General features: G+C 39.6%; 15 protein-coding genes. 8 read left to right on the top strand and 7 right to left on the bottom strand.

Translation table 11 applies throughout. The features are described from left to right. Window positions 1–84 precede the first annotated feature (84 nt). The 3 genes from AAEO57_RS10165 to AAEO57_RS10155 are packed head-to-tail and all read left to right on the top strand — an operon-like array spanning window position 85 to window position 3,842. Window positions 85–936, top strand: coding sequence for a heme/hemin ABC transporter substrate-binding protein (locus AAEO57_RS10165; RefSeq protein ID WP_341692185.1), 852 nt, complete (start codon window positions 85–87; stop codon window positions 934–936). 4 nt (window positions 937–940) lie between these two features. Continuing rightward, window positions 941–1,984 (top strand): FecCD family ABC transporter permease, encoded by a 1,044-nt coding sequence (locus AAEO57_RS10160; protein ID WP_341692184.1) that lies wholly within the window; start codon window positions 941–943, stop codon window positions 1,982–1,984. A gap of 19 nt (window positions 1,985–2,003) precedes the next feature. Further along, entirely contained in the window at window positions 2,004–3,842 is a 1,839-nt protein-coding gene (locus tag AAEO57_RS10155) for a heme ABC transporter ATP-binding protein (RefSeq protein ID WP_341692183.1), read from the top strand. An 11-nt stretch (window positions 3,843–3,853) separates the two neighbouring features. Here AAEO57_RS10155 and AAEO57_RS10150 read toward each other — a convergent pair whose 3' ends face one another. From AAEO57_RS10150 to AAEO57_RS10140, 3 genes are all read right to left on the bottom strand, one after another. Further along, window positions 3,854–4,831 carry a helix-turn-helix transcriptional regulator gene (locus AAEO57_RS10150; protein ID WP_341692182.1) on the bottom strand — a complete coding sequence of 326 codons (978 nt, stop codon included), beginning with the start codon at window positions 4,829–4,831 and terminating at the stop codon, window positions 3,854–3,856. Window positions 4,832–5,000: 169 nt separating this feature from the next. Next, window positions 5,001–5,495 carry a hypothetical protein gene (locus AAEO57_RS10145; RefSeq protein ID WP_341692181.1) on the bottom strand — a complete coding sequence of 165 codons (495 nt, stop codon included), beginning with the start codon at window positions 5,493–5,495 and terminating at the stop codon, window positions 5,001–5,003. Window positions 5,496–5,512: 17 nt separating this feature from the next. Then, window positions 5,513–6,004, bottom strand: coding sequence for an SRPBCC family protein (locus AAEO57_RS10140; protein ID WP_341692179.1), 492 nt, complete (start codon window positions 6,002–6,004; stop codon window positions 5,513–5,515). A 383-nt stretch (window positions 6,005–6,387) separates the two neighbouring features. Between AAEO57_RS10140 and AAEO57_RS10135 the strand changes: the two genes are divergently transcribed. The 5 genes from AAEO57_RS10135 to AAEO57_RS10115 all read left to right on the top strand — a co-directional run bounded on the left by AAEO57_RS10135 (window position 6,388) and on the right by AAEO57_RS10115 (window position 9,650). Next, the gene (locus AAEO57_RS10135; protein WP_341692177.1) at window positions 6,388–6,948 is read left to right on the top strand and encodes a Crp/Fnr family transcriptional regulator; all 561 of its coding nucleotides are present in this window, start codon (window positions 6,388–6,390) and stop codon (window positions 6,946–6,948) included. 75 nt (window positions 6,949–7,023) lie between these two features. Continuing rightward, entirely contained in the window at window positions 7,024–7,746 is a 723-nt protein-coding gene (locus tag AAEO57_RS10130) for a dihydrofolate reductase family protein (RefSeq protein ID WP_341692174.1), read from the top strand. A gap of 67 nt (window positions 7,747–7,813) precedes the next feature. After that, on the top strand, window positions 7,814–8,677 hold the full coding sequence (locus AAEO57_RS10125; protein WP_341692172.1) for an SDR family oxidoreductase: 864 nt from the start codon (window positions 7,814–7,816) through the stop codon (window positions 8,675–8,677). A gap of 5 nt (window positions 8,678–8,682) precedes the next feature. Next, window positions 8,683–9,009, top strand: coding sequence for a DMT family transporter (locus tag AAEO57_RS10120; protein ID WP_341692170.1), 327 nt, complete (start codon window positions 8,683–8,685; stop codon window positions 9,007–9,009). 200 nt (window positions 9,010–9,209) lie between these two features. Further along, on the top strand, window positions 9,210–9,650 hold the full coding sequence (locus tag AAEO57_RS10115) for a MoaF-related domain-containing protein (protein ID WP_341692168.1): 441 nt from the start codon (window positions 9,210–9,212) through the stop codon (window positions 9,648–9,650). 311 nt (window positions 9,651–9,961) lie between these two features. On the opposite strand, the gene AAEO57_RS10110 is transcribed toward AAEO57_RS10115, so the two are convergent. The 4 genes from AAEO57_RS10110 to AAEO57_RS10095 all read right to left on the bottom strand — a co-directional run bounded on the left by AAEO57_RS10110 (window position 9,962) and on the right by AAEO57_RS10095 (window position 17,202). After that, complete coding sequence (locus AAEO57_RS10110) at window positions 9,962–11,362, bottom strand: aminotransferase class V-fold PLP-dependent enzyme (RefSeq protein WP_341692225.1); 1,401 nt, start codon at window positions 11,360–11,362, stop codon at window positions 9,962–9,964. A 349-nt stretch (window positions 11,363–11,711) separates the two neighbouring features. After that, window positions 11,712–14,525 (bottom strand): M16 family metallopeptidase, encoded by a 2,814-nt coding sequence (locus AAEO57_RS10105; RefSeq protein WP_341692165.1) that lies wholly within the window; start codon window positions 14,523–14,525, stop codon window positions 11,712–11,714. A gap of 27 nt (window positions 14,526–14,552) precedes the next feature. Next, window positions 14,553–16,592 carry a protein-disulfide reductase DsbD family protein gene (locus AAEO57_RS10100; RefSeq protein ID WP_341692164.1) on the bottom strand — a complete coding sequence of 680 codons (2,040 nt, stop codon included), beginning with the start codon at window positions 16,590–16,592 and terminating at the stop codon, window positions 14,553–14,555. A gap of 100 nt (window positions 16,593–16,692) precedes the next feature. After that, window positions 16,693–17,202, bottom strand: a complete 510-nt coding sequence (locus AAEO57_RS10095) for a peroxiredoxin family protein (protein ID WP_341692162.1) — start codon at window positions 17,200–17,202, stop codon at window positions 16,693–16,695. Between the last annotated feature and the right edge of the window lie 5 nt (window positions 17,203–17,207).

The following is a 17,207-nucleotide window of genomic DNA, read 5'->3' as shown; positions in this document are numbered from 1 at the left end:
TTTGTATTTAGATTAATTAAATAGTTCTTTTGCATTGAAAAATGATCAATAACGCTAACTATTTATCTATTAAAACCTATAGAAATGAAGATGAGAATTTGGGAAATTCAGCTCCTTGGTAGCATATTATTTTTTTGTTCATTCCTTACTTATGCCCAGCCTAAGCGTATCATTACATTAGATGGTGCCATAACCGAGACAGTTGTTGATCTTGGTTTTGAAAAACAAATTATTGCCGTGGATGTTACCAGCGAATTTCCACAGTTCATAAAAAAACTTCCTAAGGTTAGTAAAAATCGTTCAGTTTCTGCTGAAGGCTTAATGGCATTTCGTCCTGATTTAATTATTGCTCCTTATGGTGATGTACCTTATGGGGTTATCCAGTCTTTAAAAGCGGCAGGTATCAGGTTTGTTGCAGTCAAGCAGGAATATACAGTAAAAGGAGCATTACAATTTATTCGCGAAGTGGGTATCGCACTTGGAGAGAAAGAGAAGGGAAATAAACTGGCTTTGGATACTGGGCAGCGTATTGATAAAGTACTGCAGACAGTGAAAAAAAATAAAAAAAAACCCAAAGTACTCTTTATATATGCCAGAGGAACCGGAACCATGACTGTAGCAGGAAAAGGCAGCAACATGGATGCCATCATTACACTGGCCGGAGGACGTAATGCCATACAGGAATTTAACCGATACAAAACCTATAGTACAGAAGCGCTCGTAAATGCTAATCCTGATGTCCTGTTTCTCTTCGATTTTGGAATGGAGAGTCTTGGCGGCAGCAGCGGATTATTTAAAATGCCGGGAGTAGCTTATACCAATGCCGGAAAAAATAAAAGAATAGCAGCTATGGATGGTCCATTGATGATCAATTTCTCAACCAGGCTGGATCAGGCAATATTGGCACTGCACCAGGAATTTATAAAAGTGAAATAAAGTAATGACAAATAAAAAAACAATATATACCTGCCTGACTCTGGGCCTTTTTGTTGTTGTGGTATTTTCTCTAGGTTTGGGGGCAATGAATATTCCAGTTTTAGATGTAATTAGTATACTGGCAAAAAGGATAGGAATTATAGACTACACACTTAATGATGATCTGGCAGAAAATGTACTGCTGCATGTACGGCTCCCTCGAATAGTATTGGGATTATTGGTAGGTGCTGCTTTAGGGATATCGGGAGCTGCCGTACAGGGTATTTTTCGAAATCCGTTAGCCGAACCGGGATTAATCGGAATTTCAGCAGGTGCTTCCCTATTTGCAGTTTTAATAATTGGGATGGAATCCTTTGTGCTTTTCTCTCTAAGTGAGCTTTTAGGATTCTATCTTCTTGCATTTGGGGCTTTTACCGGGGCTGGATTTGCTGCAATGTTAGTCTATCAGTTTTCCAGGACAGATGGAAAACCCAATGTAGCCACTATGCTGCTGGCAGGTATAGCGATAAATGCCCTGGCAGGTGCACTCACTGGATTGCTCACTTATACAGCAGATGAACAGCAACTGCGAACCATTACCTTCTGGATGCTTGGCAGTCTGGGCGGAGCAAATTGGGACATGATTATGGGCATTACACCCTTTATTCTCATTCCGGTATTTTTATTGCCATTATACGGTAAAGGATTGAATTTATTTGCAATCGGTGAACACCAGGCAGAACAAATTGGCATGAACCCCGGAAAAATCAAAAACAGGGTGGTGATCCTTTCGACTTTGGCAGTCGGTGCATGTGTATCAGTAACAGGAATTATTGGTTTTGTGGGATTATTAGTTCCTCATATTATTCGTTTAATAGGAGGAGCTGACCATAGACTGGTTTTGCCGGCATCGGCACTTTTAGGGGCCGTTGTGCTTACCGTGTCAGATATGCTGGCAAGAATATTGGTTGCCCCAGTTGAGCTGCCGATCGGCGTCATTACTGCGCTTTTGGGAGCTCCTGTATTCCTATATATATTATATAAGGACAAAAAGAAAATATTGCAATAATTACTATTAAGGAAAATCTATGTTAAGAGTAGAATCAATTAGTTATAAAATCAATAACAGACATTTACTGAAAGATATTACGTTCAGCATTCGCAAAGGAGAAATGGTGGCCATACTTGGAGCCAATGGAGCTGGAAAATCTACACTTATGAAAATACTTTGCAGGGAAAAACAACCCTCGGAAGGACGTGTAGTTTATGATGGTAAAAACTTAAACGAGTATTCTGCAAAAGAACTTGCCGGTAAGCGCGCTACATTGTACCAGCAGAATACGGTAAGCCTGGCCTTTACGGTTCAGGAAATTGTATTGATGGGACGTTACGCCAAAGAAACAGATAATGCCGCTTTAGCCAATCAGCTTGCGCTGAAAGAAACTATGGAAATTTGCGGAATAAGCCATCTGGCAGAACGGTCGATGCTGACGCTCTCTGGTGGAGAGCAGCAGCGCGTACACCTTGCAAGGGTGCTGTCTCAAGTCTGGGACAATAAAGATGCCTTATTATTATTGGATGAGCCTATCTCTAATATGGATATGTTATATCAGCACCAAACTCTGGCAATAGCCAATGCACTATCCAAAAAAGGTTTTATGGTGGTATGTGTACTGCACGAAATTAATCTGGCCGCACAATATGCCGACCGTGTTATTATGCTCAAAGGAGGCAGAAAATGGTGGGATGGTACTCCTGAAGAAGTATTGACGAGCCGAAATATATTTACTGCATTTGGTGTTCATACCCAGGTACAGACTGACCCTAGGACTCTAATTACGCAAATTGCCCCAGACTGCTTAAAGCTGGATGCGGCAGTATTCAACTCTAATCTGGCAGCGGCTTATAATACGCGCTCACTTAAAGAACGTTTTATTTCATATCGCGATGAGTATCCCGCCAAACCTTTATGGCAGATAGCAGAAACTTTGGGTGTTACCCAGGCAGAATTAATGTTTTTGGGACTAAGCGAAAATGTAATTTTATTGCGTCCTGAAATGAATGCGATACTAAAGCGGATAGAAGGATTAGGTCTGGTTAAAGCAGTCACTTATAACCAGCACTGCCAAACAGAACGAATAGGTGTCTACCGAAACTTTTCAAAAGAAGGATATACAACTCTTTTTCTGGGAGAAGACATTGACCTGCGGATTTTTGCAGCCAGATGGAAGATTGCTTTGGCCGTAGAAGATAAAGGAAAAGAAAGCTTACAGTTTTTTGATGCTAACGGAAAGGCCGTACATCAAATTTACCTGACAGGAGGCAGCTACAGGAAGGTTTATTTTGATCTGATAAAGGAGTTTAAGCAGAAACATCAGTCCGCTCCTACAATAGAAAAGACCATAAACAAACATATGGAGGAAAAACGGGATGCCGAAATTGATATCAGCGATTTTCATCAAGCCTGGAATAATATGTCCGATACACATGAATTCCATGGTTTGGTAAGCCGTTTTGGATTAACGCGTACCCAGGCATTACGGCTGGCCCCGCCAAGCAGGGCAGTACAGGTAAGCTTGGAATCTTTCCGTCGCACCGTTATACATTGTTCGCACATCAAAGTTCCCATAATGATGTTTACGGCCAATGAAGGCTGTGTCCAAATTAACACCGGACAATTAGCTGATGTTAACAGCAATGGTCCATGGCTGAATCTTTCAGAAAGATCCGGGGGGGAAACCAAACTTAATGAAGATGCCGTGCATAGTGTCTGGCATGTTGTTAAACCAACTGCAGATGGTGAGGTTAATTCTTTAGAATTGTATGGTGCAAATGGCGATATGATTGTTCAGTTCTTTGGCGAACGAAAACCCGGTATTGCGGAATTGGAAAGCTGGAAAAAGGTATTAACCAACAGTCTGGGGTAAAAACATCCCGACTAGAGTCTGACTTCGCTTGGAGGTAATCCATAATAGCGTTTAAAAGCATTGGTAAAACTGGCCTGGTGTTTAAAACCAACCATTGTGCCCACTTCATACATATTGTTTTTCTTTTCTTCTGTAATGAGCCTGCGGGCCTCTACCATACGAATACGGGTAATGAAATCATAAATGGTAGTGCCGAAATATTTCTTAAAACCGGTACGCATTTTAGATTCATTGATCAATGCCGATCTGGCAAGCTCTTTTTGCGTAGGCGGATTTACATAATTTCGTTCTAATAATTCCCGTACTGTTTCGAGTTTTTCTATATCCTCTTCATGCAAGACTTCCTTATCATTGTGGAGATACTGGCCAAATTGCTCTAACTGGAACATGATCAACTCCATAATCCTGGTATCGATAAACATTCTTTTCAGATGACCTTCCTGCTTGCAATCTTTGATGCTGTTGATCGAATGACGCATTTCCGGGGTGACATATAAATCTCCTTCAATAAACGAAGTGCTGATACCTTTTTCCATCTGCCGCATAAAATCTTCATGCAAGGGAGATGCTGTGTCAACTAAATTGAAATAATAATCTTTAGAGAGTACAATAAGAAAATAGATGTACTCTAATTCAGGCTTAATTTCATGAGACTCTTTTCCAGAAGGAATATAACGGATATTATGGTGGCTGTGCCCGTAGCTACTCCCCTTAACAGCATTGTTATTTTTTTCTTTGCTAAAAATGAATTGGCACGCAATCGCGTCCCCATCTACTTCGGATTCTATTTTCACCTTTTCACTAAAACTCATTTCAGAATGTAACAAGAACATACCATTAGTAGATATCTGATAATTTTTCATATCAACCGGCGAGTGCTTAATACTTATTTGTCGTTCAGACAGGCGATGACCCGCCACATATTTTTCCGGGATTTCTTCCAGAAAAAGCCATTCGTTATAATTTTCTATTTTCGCACGGATTAACATTTTCTCTTGTTTTTTATACTGAAACTATCATAAGTGTAAGCACTACAAATATATTCTTTTTATTTATAAACATTCTAAATAATGAAATTTTTATTTTTTAATACTTCGCCATTTCTGGTTTTTTATAAACGATTTTAATAACATAAAATCTTAATTCTTACATATAGAATCAATCCAATGCAAGCTTCCAATCCGTAAAAAATTTCAGCTCTCTGGCAGTATGTACCAAAACCTTGTCAAGTTTTTTTTGTAACACCCGGTGCAGGAACAAATCGAACAATACATCCCATAATACCCACTTGAGTTTAAATTGATAATGGGAATGCACATTTGTTATTACGTTTTCCAAATCAGAAAAAGCAAAATGACAATCAATAGATTCTAATCCGTTAAAACAGCGTGAGCTGAAACCCTCTATATGCACCGAGAAAGAAACTTCGGGGACAATAGCTGACAATTGGCATCTTGCCGTAGAGAAATCCTCAAAATATATTAGCCGCACGCTTCCCGGCTGTGCCGATGTTGTCTTAAAAAAACCTGACTTGATATCGGGAAAAACCCAAAAACCTTTGCAGATCTCAAGCAGGTTAAGCGAAAAAAAATACGGGAATACTTCCCGGCAGGGAAGCGGAACACGTACAAATGAATGCACTTCTTTCTTCATCGAAATAGTTTGCTTTTTTAGTTAATACTCAAACCCCTAAATTGCATGTTCTCTGCTGTGCGCTGCAAAAAGGCATCTATATTTTTACTGATCATCTCTTTCGCGAAAGCCTCAAAAATTAATGCCCATAATCCTGATCGAAACCTAAAATCATATTTGCAGCTGATTCTGCTCCCTGTATTTCCAGGGCCTTCTGAAAAATTAAACGAGTATTCAATGCTGTAGAGGCCTTTAAATCGGAGAGAACTGAAATGATAAACTACTGCCGAAAAAGATAATCCCGGAAAAAAAGTATTGATTTTCCTGACAGCCGAAGAACCATCTTTAAAATAAATCCAGTGCTGATGACCAGCCTTAAAGTACTCTTTTTTAGGTTCAGCATAATCAAAACCGCCTAAATAAGGAAAATCTCTGAAAATTTTCAGATGATCAAGCTCAAAATAAGCCTCAAACACCAATGGCAGAGGTGCCTGCAGGATGATGCCGCAATGAATGGTCTGAGTCTTCAAAATATCTTATTTTATAGCAGGTTCAGGATTTGCATACCTCGAAATTCTATAAAGGCGATTCGCATCACAGCTGCAAGTATAGTGCAATGTTATAAAATTTTACTATATTTAAAACAGGCGCTTTACCCAAGGTAACCTATTTTTCCTCATTGGAACAAACGCAAAATTTTTATATGAGCTCAAAGTTGTATAACTTGCCACTATTACTTCGTAAACTGGAAGTTAGAGAGGGGTATCACTTATTTAAACCCTGTTGTTGTATTTTTTTATGCGATAAAAACGACACTTTTTCCTAATTTATGATACAATGATTATTGTAATTAGTATTTTTATTTAACACCTATTGTAATGAAATACAGACAGGTAACTATAAATAAATCAAAATGAACCCACTTATAAAAAAATTTAAGCAGTACGGACCTTTAAGTACTGAAATCGAAAAGGAACTGGCCAGCAGAATCAAATGCCAGACCAGGCCAAAAGGGGATTTTTTTCTAAAGCAGGGCCAAATCGTCTCCAGTTTGTTTATTTTGGAAACAGGATTGGTGCGTTCCTTCTACATGGTGGAAGACCGTGAAATTGTTTCATGGTTTGGATTTGAAAATATTATTTTAGGATCAATATTGCCTCTTTTCTGCAAGCTCCCATCTGCTGAGAATATTCAATTCTTAGAAAAATCTACTATTTATTATATTGATAGTAATGATCTGAATGAATTTTACAGAAAATATGAACAAATGAATACTATTGGCAGAATTATGACCGAGGAATACTGCCAGATTCTCGAAGAGCGCGTAATGTCACTTCAGACACAGTCTGCAGAGGAACGCTATACGAGTTTATTGGCCTATCAGCCTGATGCCATACAAAGAATTTCCCTGGGACATATTGCTTCTTATCTAGGCATTAAACAGGAAACGCTGAGCCGAATAAGAAAAAAATAACAGATTTTGACTTTTGTCAAAAAAACAATTAAAAATACGGTTTTCCTTTGCACAATAATATTAAACATTGTAGAAATGAAACCAAAAATTATTTGCCATATGATGAGTTCGGTTGACGGACGATTATTTCCTGAAAGATACACTCTGCCTTTCGATGGAAAGGACTTGTTTGATGTTGTGGGCCGGTACTTTGAAGTCAGTTACAAACTCAATGGAGATGCTGTAATTATGGGAAGAAGTACTTTGCAGAAATACTTTATTTCGGGTATATTTGAAAATAAAAATTACACTGCAGCTATCAATCCTATAACTTTTATCGGCGATAGGAGTTCGGAAAAAAACATGATTGTTATCGATTCGTCAGGAAAAACATCATACAAGGACAAAAATGGCGTCGAAGATAATATCATAGCCGTATTAAGTGAAAAAGTTTCAGACCAATATCTTTCTCATTTGCAAAAACATGGTGTCTCTTATGTTTTTGCAGGAGAAAAAGGAGATGATATTGCAAAGGCAATGGAAGTTTTAGCAGCAGAATTTGGTCTTAAGAATATCATCCTTGAAGGCGGTGGGATTATCAATGGCATTTTTCTTAAGGCAGGTCTAATTGACGAACTTAGTCTTATGATTTATCCTGGCATAGATGGTCTTTCAGGTACTCCCAGTATATTTGAGTACATAGGAAATGAAGGGGAAAAACCTGCACATGGACAATCTCTCGAGCATATTTCGACTGAATTACTGCCAGATGGTATCGTTTGGATTCGTTATAACTTTGATAAAAAATTAGATAAATGATTTTGACTTTTGTCAAAAAAAAAACTCAAAATATCAACTTCCTTTGCATAATAAAATTAAAACAACTATGATATTAGTAACAGGAGCATCAGGACATTTAGGAACTGCGGTAATTGAAAACCTATTAAAAAAAGTTCCTTCCAAAGACATTTCGGTTTTGCTAAGAAATAAAAGCAAGGCAAAACCATTTGAAGACAAAGGAATCAGAGCATTTATAGGAGACTATGCAGATAAAGAAGCCCTTCTAAAAGCCCTTAAGGGTGTTAAGAAATTATTATTGATAAGCAGCGCCAGCCCGGATGCTTTACAGGAACATAAAAATGTAATTGATGCTGCTAAAGAATCGGGCATCGATCATATTTTTTATACCAGCGGCGCTTTGAATAAAAATGTAAAAGAATCGAAGTTAGGCCCATTAACTGATTCTTACGCTACAACAGAAAATTATATCTTTGAGAGCAGTTTAAACTATACGATCTTTCAAAACGGACTGTATGCTGAGACTCTGCCATTCTTTATTGGAGAGCAGGTTTTAGAAACCGGTATTTATTTTCCGGCTGGAAGTGCAAAAGCCTCTTTTGCTAAAAGGGCAGAAATGGGAGAAGCCATTGCAAATGTTTTATCAGAAGAGGGACATGAGAATAAAACTTATGTACTAAACGGGCTTAGTTCGCATTCCTTTTCAGAAATTGCTCAAATCCTTTCGGAACTCTCAGGGAATGAAATATCTTACCAAAGTCCGCAGCCGGATCAATACGAAAACCAATTAAAAGAGTATGGTGTGGGTGCTGAGGATATCTATTTTTCGTTATTGCTGGCAGCCATTATAGAAAACAATGAATATGATATTGCGGCTTCCGATTTAGAGGAATTACTTGGCCGGAAACCCACCGACCTAAGAACATATCTTAAAGAAACTTTTTTATCCTAAATAGTATGAAATATTTATTTCTAGCAGCAGCAATTGTATTTGAAGTTATTGGCTCAAGTTTTATGAAAGCAACAGATGGTTTTACCAAATGGCTGCCTTCTAGCATTGTAATAGCAGCATATGTTACCTGTTTTTATTTTTTGTCATTAGCCCTTAAATATATTCCGCTGGGTGTGGCATATGCAATCTGGGGAGGGCTTGGAATTGTACTGACCGCAGCCGTTTCTGTTTTTGTATTGAAGCAAAAACTAGACCTTCCTGCCGTCATTGGAATAATCCTAATTGTTGCAGGAGTTTTTGTAATGAATTTCTTTTCAAAGACAACACATTAAGAAACAGTTTTTGCTGCTTACAGTTTTATTAAAATTGCAAACACTTTTGCTTCCACTATTTTTTATCGGCCAATCCAGCATATTGCAGCAAACAAGATTTATAATGAGACCATCCGAAGTTATTTAATTATTAAGATCGTTTTAAACTTTGGTTTGATTTTTTCCTTTTCTAAATTACGAATGAATCCAAAAACATAAAAATGAACAAGAAAAACCTAACTCTAATCCTCCTATCACTGATTATATTTAGTTCCTGCAGTAATAAGGAAAAACAGGATCAAAATAAGACCGAAAAATACAGTAAGAAAACGGAAATCTCCTCATTAATCGGTAAAAAAGCCATACTGACATATACTGAGTTTAAAGCAGAAGTAAATTATATCTCGGACACCGAGATTCATTGGAAAACGACTGACTCAAAAGGGGTTTTGACAGACGGGTATGAGAAAATAAGTTATAAGAGGCTAAATGAAAATTTGTATTTTTTAAATTGGATAGAAAAGGACGGATATACTGTAAGTCAGATCATAGACACTAAAAATAAAACTGTAAATACATTTGCTAGTTTTAACGATGATAAAAGTTTAAGGGGAAAAAGAAACAGTGCATTCCTGCTGGGGAAATTTGAAATCATAGAATAGGGATTTCTTTTAAGATTAGTTCGCACAGAGTAAAATCCGGCACTTGTTTTTTTAATGAAAGCCAAGAAGTCGCTTCAAAAATGAGGCGCCTTCTTGGCTCTTTTGTTAGCTCGGAATTTAAAATGCTGAAGTTATTTTTAAATCAATTGCAAACTATATAAATCCTCCATTATTGAAAATAGAATAAAAAAAGAGCTGTTGGCAAAACAGCTCTTTTGGTTTTTCAAAAAAATTTATAAAATATACTAATTTATATTTATAGAAATAAAACTAAGAAAAACCTTTTTTACCCGATCCAGAGTAAAAAACAGCTACTCCAGACAAAACCACTGTTTTATATCGCTGCCAATGGCATCCTCCATTGCCAGACTGTCAAACTCATTGGTACAGGGATTGTACTGGTAGGCGTTCTGCCATTCATCATAATAAAAAGCAATTTTCTGAACGGCACTGCAGATAAACAGCAAATCCTCATTGGACATCGTCGGATGCAGTGAGATACGCACCCAACCAGGTTTTTGACTAAGGTCTTTTTCGAGTATGCCTTGTGTTATTGCTTTTGAATCTTCCACGTTTATATCCAAAAGGCTGTGTGCGTAGGTACTCGCACAGGACCATCCTCCCCTGACCTGAATTCCAAAGCGGTCATTTAAAAGCCTGACAATTAAATTATAATGAATGTCTTCAATGGTAAAGGAAACGCAGCCGATCCTCTCGGCTTTGATATCCCCTAAGATAGTCAGACCGTCAATTTTCTTAAGCTCGTAATAACAAAGGTTTATCAGTTCTTTTTCTCTTTGCTGCATCTTGTCGATACCCATCTGCTCTTTGAGCTCCAGGCACAAGGCAGTACGCATGACCTGAAGAAATCCAGGGGTTCCGCCGTCTTCCTTTACTTCTATGTCATCACTGTAATGATATCCTCCCCACGGATCGGTGTATTTTACATTTCCTCCTCCGGGATTATCAGGGAAATTGGATTTATACAATTTCTCATTAAAAACCAGAACTCCGCATGTTCCCGGCCCTCCCAAAAATTTATGGGGTGAGAAAAAAACAGCATCCAGCTGCATCAGCGGATCTGCCGGATGCATATCCATCTTGACATAAGGCGCAGAGGCCGCGAAATCAACCATGCAGATTCCTCCATGCTGATGCATGAGTTTAGCCAGTTCATGATAAGGCGTTATGATGCCCGTCACATTGGAACAGGCCGTAAAAGACCCGATTTTGAATCTTCTCTTTGCATACTTTTTTAAGGCAATTGACAATATCTCAGGGTTCACAAGATTATGCTCATCACCGGGCAGTACCACTACATCTGCAATGGTTTCATACCAGGGCACCTGATTGGAATGATGCTCCATATGGGTAATAAAAACGACCGGACGTTCCTCATCATAATCAAGTCTGACATTATATATATTATCTGCAGAACGAAGTCCCATGATACGCTGCAGTTTATTTAAAGCTGCTGTCATTCCTGTACCAGTAGTTACCAGACAGTCTGACGGGCCCGCATTAACATGCTTTTTAATAAGATCCCTGGCATACCGATACGCATAAGTGGTAGCCTTGCCTGTCTCACTGGAAAAAGAATGCGTATTGGCGATCATGGGACCGACTTTATTTTGCATAATATCCTCAATCGGCTCATAAAGTCTGCCGCTTGCAATCCAGTCCGCATACAATAAATCCTGTTTTCCGTACATGGATACAAAACTATGACTCCGGCCGATTACCTTTGTCCTAAACCTGTTGAAATATTCTTCCAACTGTATTGGGTTATTATTCTTCACTATTGTGTTCATTACTTTTATATCTTTTTTGACAGCTTATTTTCTTTTTAATCTCTGATACCGCTAAAGAGACGGCTTATATAATTTGCCATAGAGTTCTGCCGTCTGATATCAGAAAGCAAAAAAAGAGCTGCTGGCAATAACAGCTCTTTTAAAGGTCTTTCAGAAAATCTACAAAAACTTACTAATTCATATTTATAAAATAAAACTAGAAAAACCTTTTATTTCTTTATAATCTTGTTTAAATTATATGCTGTTATTGCTAATTGGTGTTCTTTTCTTTAGATTTCATAACAGCTTCAAAAGCCTTTGGGTTGCTGAAAAACTCTTTTGCAAAAGACTTAATATCCGAAGCGGTGATTTTTTCAAGGGTCTCTTTGAAAATACTGTCATTTAGGTATTCTTCATCCATCAGCTCGATGCTGTTTAGTTTCCCGATCCAGTAATTATTGGAAAGCACCTGTTCGGCCCTTGATTTGATCATAGTACTTTTGATTGCTGCAATATCAGCCGTCTTGGGTGTTTCCTTCGCCATTAAATCAATCTGATCATACACTACTTTGGTTAGCTTTTCCTGTTTGTCCGGATTCCCGTCAAAATTGATAATCAGCGAGTAGCTGTTCTCAGGAAGTCTTTCCGTAAAACCCTTCACCAGAACCCCATAACTTCCGCCTTCGCCTTCACGTATGATTTCCCTGTATTTTTTTGATAAAAGCTGGGACATAATATGCAGGACAAGCTCATTTTTATAAGAGTAAGGCGCTTCTTTAACAAATTTCACATAAACACTTGCCTTAGGTACTTCGAGCTCACGAAGCAGCATTCGTTTATTGAATCCATCTGCCGGAAGTACCTTTTCATTGCTGAAATTTTCTGTTTTTCCGGTAGATGATATGCTTCCTATATACTGCTGTACCATTTCCAATGTATTCTCAGGCAGGTTACCGGCAAAGAAAAAAGTAAAATCCGCGGCGTTATGAAAACGATCTCTGTAGATACGATCTGCCTTATCGAAATCAAGACTGCCTATAAGAGCCTCATTAAAAAGCGGCACCCTTTCATTATGGTTGCTGTTGAGCTGTGAGATGGTATCCTGAAAAATCTTCTCGCTGTTGTTCTGGGCATTTGCAAGCTCATTTTTATATTGGCCAATAAGCCTTGAATAGGCATCCTTGTCAAATTTCGGATGTTCAAAATAAAGGTAAAGCAGCTCCAAGAGCGTTTTCAAATCTTTTTGGGTGGTCGCTCCGTTGAATCCTTCTGTCTGCTTTCCTATAAAAGGCACAATACTGACGATCTTGCCATTTAGTTTATCCTGCAGCTGGGTAGTATTGAAGCCTGCCAGCCCGGAAGACTCAATAAGGTCGACACTAATCTGCGATGAAGGAATGTCTTCGGTTTTTATAAGCGAGCTTCCTCCCTTGCTCAATGCACTGAAAAGGATCTCGTCCTTTGCTAATTTTGTCGGATAGAGCACTACGGTCGCACCATTGGCAAGCACGTATCTTTTAGCGTCGGGAATTCCTTTTACGGCCGATTGTTTGGCAACTTCAGAAAATTTTAACGTATCGCTGATCAAATCCTGTTCTGCACTGTCTTCTTTGTATTTTTCCAATACTGCATTTTTTACCTCCTCCATTATAGTGCTGTAATCCGATTGGGAAGGATAGTAACCTTCTTTCTTAATGGGACCGGTAACCGTCAGCACATTGTTTGCCGGTGTCTGAAAATTTTTAGCTGCCGTATTTAGGTCATTCAGTGTCATTCCCGCAAGGATGATCTTCACACCTTCATATTCCTTCTGAAGACTCTCGAAGGGCGCAGCAGTCAGAAAATAACTCACTATCTTTTCCGCATGCGAATTGTTCTCAATTTTATTGCTGTTCTTAAGGGCATTCTCATAAGAGCTTTGTACATTTTCTTTGATTCGGTTCATCTCACTTTGGGTAAAACCGTAACGTGCTGCCCTTTCCATCTCGGTCATCAGCTCCCGGAAGGCCTGTTTCTCCTTGCCGGGTTTCGGTATAACAGTCAGATTAAAAGAATTCTTTAATCGGGCGATTTCCCCAAAAGCTGCACCGTAGGCAAAAGCGGAACTCTTCCCACTTTGGGCAAGTTCTCCATAACGTCTGTTAAGCAATGTAGCAGCCAGATAGTCAAAGAGGTCCGCTTTTAAGGACTCCTGGCTTTTTACCTTTTCAAAAGATTTCTTGTAAAGCAGGTTGATTTTTACTTCCTGTGCTTCTTTGTCAGTGGCCAGGACATAGCCCATTTCCTTGTTATCAGGAATATCTACATAATAACGCTCTGCCGCATTTTTAGGCATCGGAATGGTCGAGAAAAGTTTTTTTATTTTTTTCTCAATCTCTTTCGGGTCAATATCCCCCACTACAATCACGGCCTGCAAATCAGGTCTGTACCATTTCTTATAGTAATCCTTCAGCTCCTGGTATTTGAAGTTCTTCACTATATTCATATCCCCAATCACATCACGGTCAGCATACTTGGAACCTTTGTATAAAACCTTGTCGGTCTGTTTCATGAATCGCACATTGGCGCTGTTTCGTGTTCTCCATTCTTCTGTAATGACCCCTCTCTCAGCATCTATTTCACTGTCTTTCAGTGACAGGAAACCCGACCAGTCATGAAGCATCAAAAGCGTCGAATCAATCAGCCCAATATCCTTTACCGGAACATTGCTGATATTGTAGACCGTTTCATCCTTAGCTGTATAGGCATTGATATCCCTTCCAAAACTTACTCCGTTTTTCTCTAGTATATCAATTAGGGCTTTACCTTCAAAGTTTTTGGTCCCGTTAAAGGCCATATGTTCCAAAAAGTGAGCCAGCCCGTTCTGGTTGTCATCCTCCAGGATCGCCCCCACATTCTGTGCAAAATAAAAACTTGCCCTCTCCTTTGGCCACTCATTGTGAAGGATATAATACTTCATGCCGTTTTTTAATGTTCCTGAAACAACTTCCTGGTTAAGGGGAATGGTTGTTGAGAACTGCGCGCTACCTTTTAGTCCCAGCAGCAACAGGGGTAAGAGTAAAAATCTAATTTTGATTAATTTCATTTTGATATTTTTGTTTTTTGTTTAGATTTATTTAAATGCCGCTACGCCAGCCCTAAGCCAGCCTGCATAAAATTCCGGGTCCGGATTATAGGCCTGAGGCTCATTAAGAGGCTCGCCCTTATGATCGATTAGGACATAGTACGGCTGAGCATTGGTTTTATATGTAAGGATCTGGTATTCGCTCCATTTCTGTCCGACATACTTTAATTTTTTGCCGGTAATTCTAGAGGTAACCTGCTGGCTCTGCTCCAGAGGTCTTTTATCATCGACATACAGCGAGATGACTACCAGATCATTTTTCAATTGGGATAAAACCTGTGGATCAGGCCAGACACGCTCCTCCATTTTCCGGCAGTTCACACAGGCAAATCCTGTAAAATCAAGCATAACAGGTTTGTTGGCTTTTTTTGCATAGGCCATTCCCTGCTCCAGATCCCTGAAAACCGTAATGCCCTGAGGACCATTCTCCGCTCCCTGTGGCAATATCAATGCAGGGCCGGCCGATGACGTGCCCATCCCAAAACCTTCCGGCGATTCGCTGTACTGTTTTGGCGGGGGAAATCCGCTTATCCATTGCAGCGGTGCTCCCCAAAGGCCAGGGATCAGGTATATAATAAAAGCCAGTGTAAAGATGCCCAGGCTTAGCCTTCCCACCGAAAGGTGGGTCAGCGGTGAATCATGTGAAAGCTTGATCTTCCCAAATAGATACATCGCAAGGGCTGCAAAAATTGCAATCCAGATCGCCAGGAAGGTTTCCCTTTCCAGTAAATGCAGCTGCAGTACCAAATCGGCATTGGAAAGAAATTTAAATGCTAACGCAAGCTCCAGAAAACCAAGTACCACTTTGACAGAATTCAGCCAGCCCCCTGATTTGGGAAGTGAATTAAGCCAGCCAGGAAATGCTGCAAAGAGGCTGAAAGGCAGCGCTATGGCTAATGAGAAACCCAGCATTCCTATTATCGGCGCGGTTCCCCCGTGGCTTGCCGCCTGCACAAGCAAAGTACCCACTATGGGTCCGGTACAGGAAAATGAAACCACGGCCAATGCCAGGGACATAAAAAAGATGCCTATGTAGCCGCTCCTTTGGGATTTGTTATCCACACTGGTTAGCCATGAACTGGGCAGTACCATTTCAAAGCCCCCAAGGAATGAAATGGCAAAAATAACAAGCAGGGCAAAGAAAATCAGATTGAAAACAGCATTTGTGGCCAGGGCATTGAGCGCATCTGCGCCAAATAGAGCGGTAACAAGCGTTCCAAGAGCAACATAGATAATAATGATAAAACTACCATATAACAAGGCATTTCTGATTCCAGCTGCCTTGGTCTTGCTTTGTTTGGTAAAAAAACTCACCGTCATGGGAATCATCGGGAAAACACAGGGAGTCAGCAGTGCGGCCAATCCTCCGAGAAAACTCAGCAGAAAAACACTCCAAAGCTTTTTCGGTTCCTTTGACACAGCTGCTTTTAAAACATCTTTACGTTTTGGCTCTTCAGGCTTAGTAAGATGAAGACTACCTGAATCAGCCTTTACCGCGGCCTCTTTTGGCTTTGGTACTGTGTCTGCAGCTGACAAAATTTTCTTTTCGGAGGCAGACTGTACAGCAGTACTTGCACTTTTCGAAACAGTAAAATACACTTCTTTTTCGGTTGGCGGAAGACAACGCTTATCATTGCACACCATAAATTCTATAACCGCTTTTATTTTAAAAGCATTACGGGATTTTCTTTCTATGCGCTGGGTAAATACTGCAGTATCATCAAAATATTTGATCCGCATCCCAAAGACACGGTCATCGACCTGATGCCCTTCGGGTTCCTGTACAATACCTTTTGTTTTATAGTCTTTAGAGCTTACAAAAGCAAAGCTGGTCGCAACAGGGCCGTTCTCGGGAACCTCTTGCGAATACATATGCCATCCCTTTTCAATTACAGCGGTAATTACAAGCTCCATAGCATTATCATCGAGTTCCCTGACAGCTGTTTTGAATTGCACTGGATCATAAATTTGGGCAATAGAAGTGCTTATCGTAAAGAATGTTACGAATGCGGCAAATATTTTTTTCATGTTTTCAGGATATCTTGGGGGGGGGTGAAGTCCCCCCATCATATAAGTACTATTTGGCTAATTAATTGAAATACATCTGTCTTGAAAATAGCTTCATTTACTATAAGTGGTAAATTTCTTTTAATTTCAAATGAAGCGTCTCGGCACTGAGGTTCTTTGCGATAACTTTTCCAGCCGGATCAACAAGCAGGTTGCTTGGAAGGCCAATGATCTTGTAGGTCCTTGCAGCAGTTCCTGTCCATCCCTTAAGGTCTGAAACATTCACCCACGGTATTTTATTTTTTTCTATGGCCTGGGTCCACAATTCTTTTTTCTTGTCCAGAGAAACGGCCAGGATTTCAAAGCCCTTGGAGTGATACTTGTCATAAACGCTAATAAATGCAGGCATCTCACTTATGCACGGTGCACACCATGAGGCCCAGAAATCAATCAGGACGTACCCGCCCTTAAAATCGGAAAGCCTGATGTCTTTCCCTTGTGCATCTTTCTGAACGAAATCAGCTGCGGTATCATTTATCTGAAATCCAAATGCAGCCTCATCATTTTCCTGAGCCTGCGCAAAAACACAAGCCGACCATAAAAGGCTTATTAATATAGCAGTTAGTTTCATAGTTT

The organism is Flavobacterium calami (genome assembly GCF_038290035.1).
Classification (GTDB): Bacteria; Bacteroidota; Bacteroidia; order Flavobacteriales; family Flavobacteriaceae; genus Flavobacterium; species Flavobacterium calami.
This window is presented reverse-complemented; position numbering and strand designations above follow the sequence as displayed.

Excerpts from the sequence above, each read along its gene's own strand:
- AAEO57_RS10165 (WP_341692185.1), top strand. The coding sequence starts at position 85 with ATGAAGATGAGAATTTGGGAAATTCAGCTCCTTGGTAGCATATTATTT.
- AAEO57_RS10160 (WP_341692184.1), top strand. The coding sequence starts at position 941 with ATGACAAATAAAAAAACAATATATACCTGCCTGACTCTGGGCCTTTTT.
- AAEO57_RS10155 (WP_341692183.1), top strand. The coding sequence starts at position 2,004 with ATGTTAAGAGTAGAATCAATTAGTTATAAAATCAATAACAGACATTTA.
- AAEO57_RS10150 (WP_341692182.1), bottom strand. The coding sequence starts at position 4,831 with ATGTTAATCCGTGCGAAAATAGAAAATTATAACGAATGGCTTTTTCTG.
- AAEO57_RS10145 (WP_341692181.1), bottom strand. The coding sequence starts at position 5,495 with ATGAAGAAAGAAGTGCATTCATTTGTACGTGTTCCGCTTCCCTGCCGG.
- AAEO57_RS10135 (WP_341692177.1), top strand. The coding sequence starts at position 6,388 with ATGAACCCACTTATAAAAAAATTTAAGCAGTACGGACCTTTAAGTACT.
- AAEO57_RS10130 (WP_341692174.1), top strand. The coding sequence starts at position 7,024 with ATGAAACCAAAAATTATTTGCCATATGATGAGTTCGGTTGACGGACGA.
- AAEO57_RS10125 (WP_341692172.1), top strand. The coding sequence starts at position 7,814 with ATGATATTAGTAACAGGAGCATCAGGACATTTAGGAACTGCGGTAATT.
- AAEO57_RS10120 (WP_341692170.1), top strand. The coding sequence starts at position 8,683 with ATGAAATATTTATTTCTAGCAGCAGCAATTGTATTTGAAGTTATTGGC.
- AAEO57_RS10115 (WP_341692168.1), top strand. The coding sequence starts at position 9,210 with ATGAACAAGAAAAACCTAACTCTAATCCTCCTATCACTGATTATATTT.
- AAEO57_RS10110 (WP_341692225.1), bottom strand. The coding sequence starts at position 11,362 with ATGTACGGAAAACAGGATTTATTGTATGCGGACTGGATTGCAAGCGGC.
- AAEO57_RS10105 (WP_341692165.1), bottom strand. The coding sequence starts at position 14,525 with ATGAAATTAATCAAAATTAGATTTTTACTCTTACCCCTGTTGCTGCTG.
- AAEO57_RS10100 (WP_341692164.1), bottom strand. The coding sequence starts at position 16,592 with ATGAAAAAAATATTTGCCGCATTCGTAACATTCTTTACGATAAGCACT.
- AAEO57_RS10095 (WP_341692162.1), bottom strand. The coding sequence starts at position 17,202 with ATGAAACTAACTGCTATATTAATAAGCCTTTTATGGTCGGCTTGTGTT.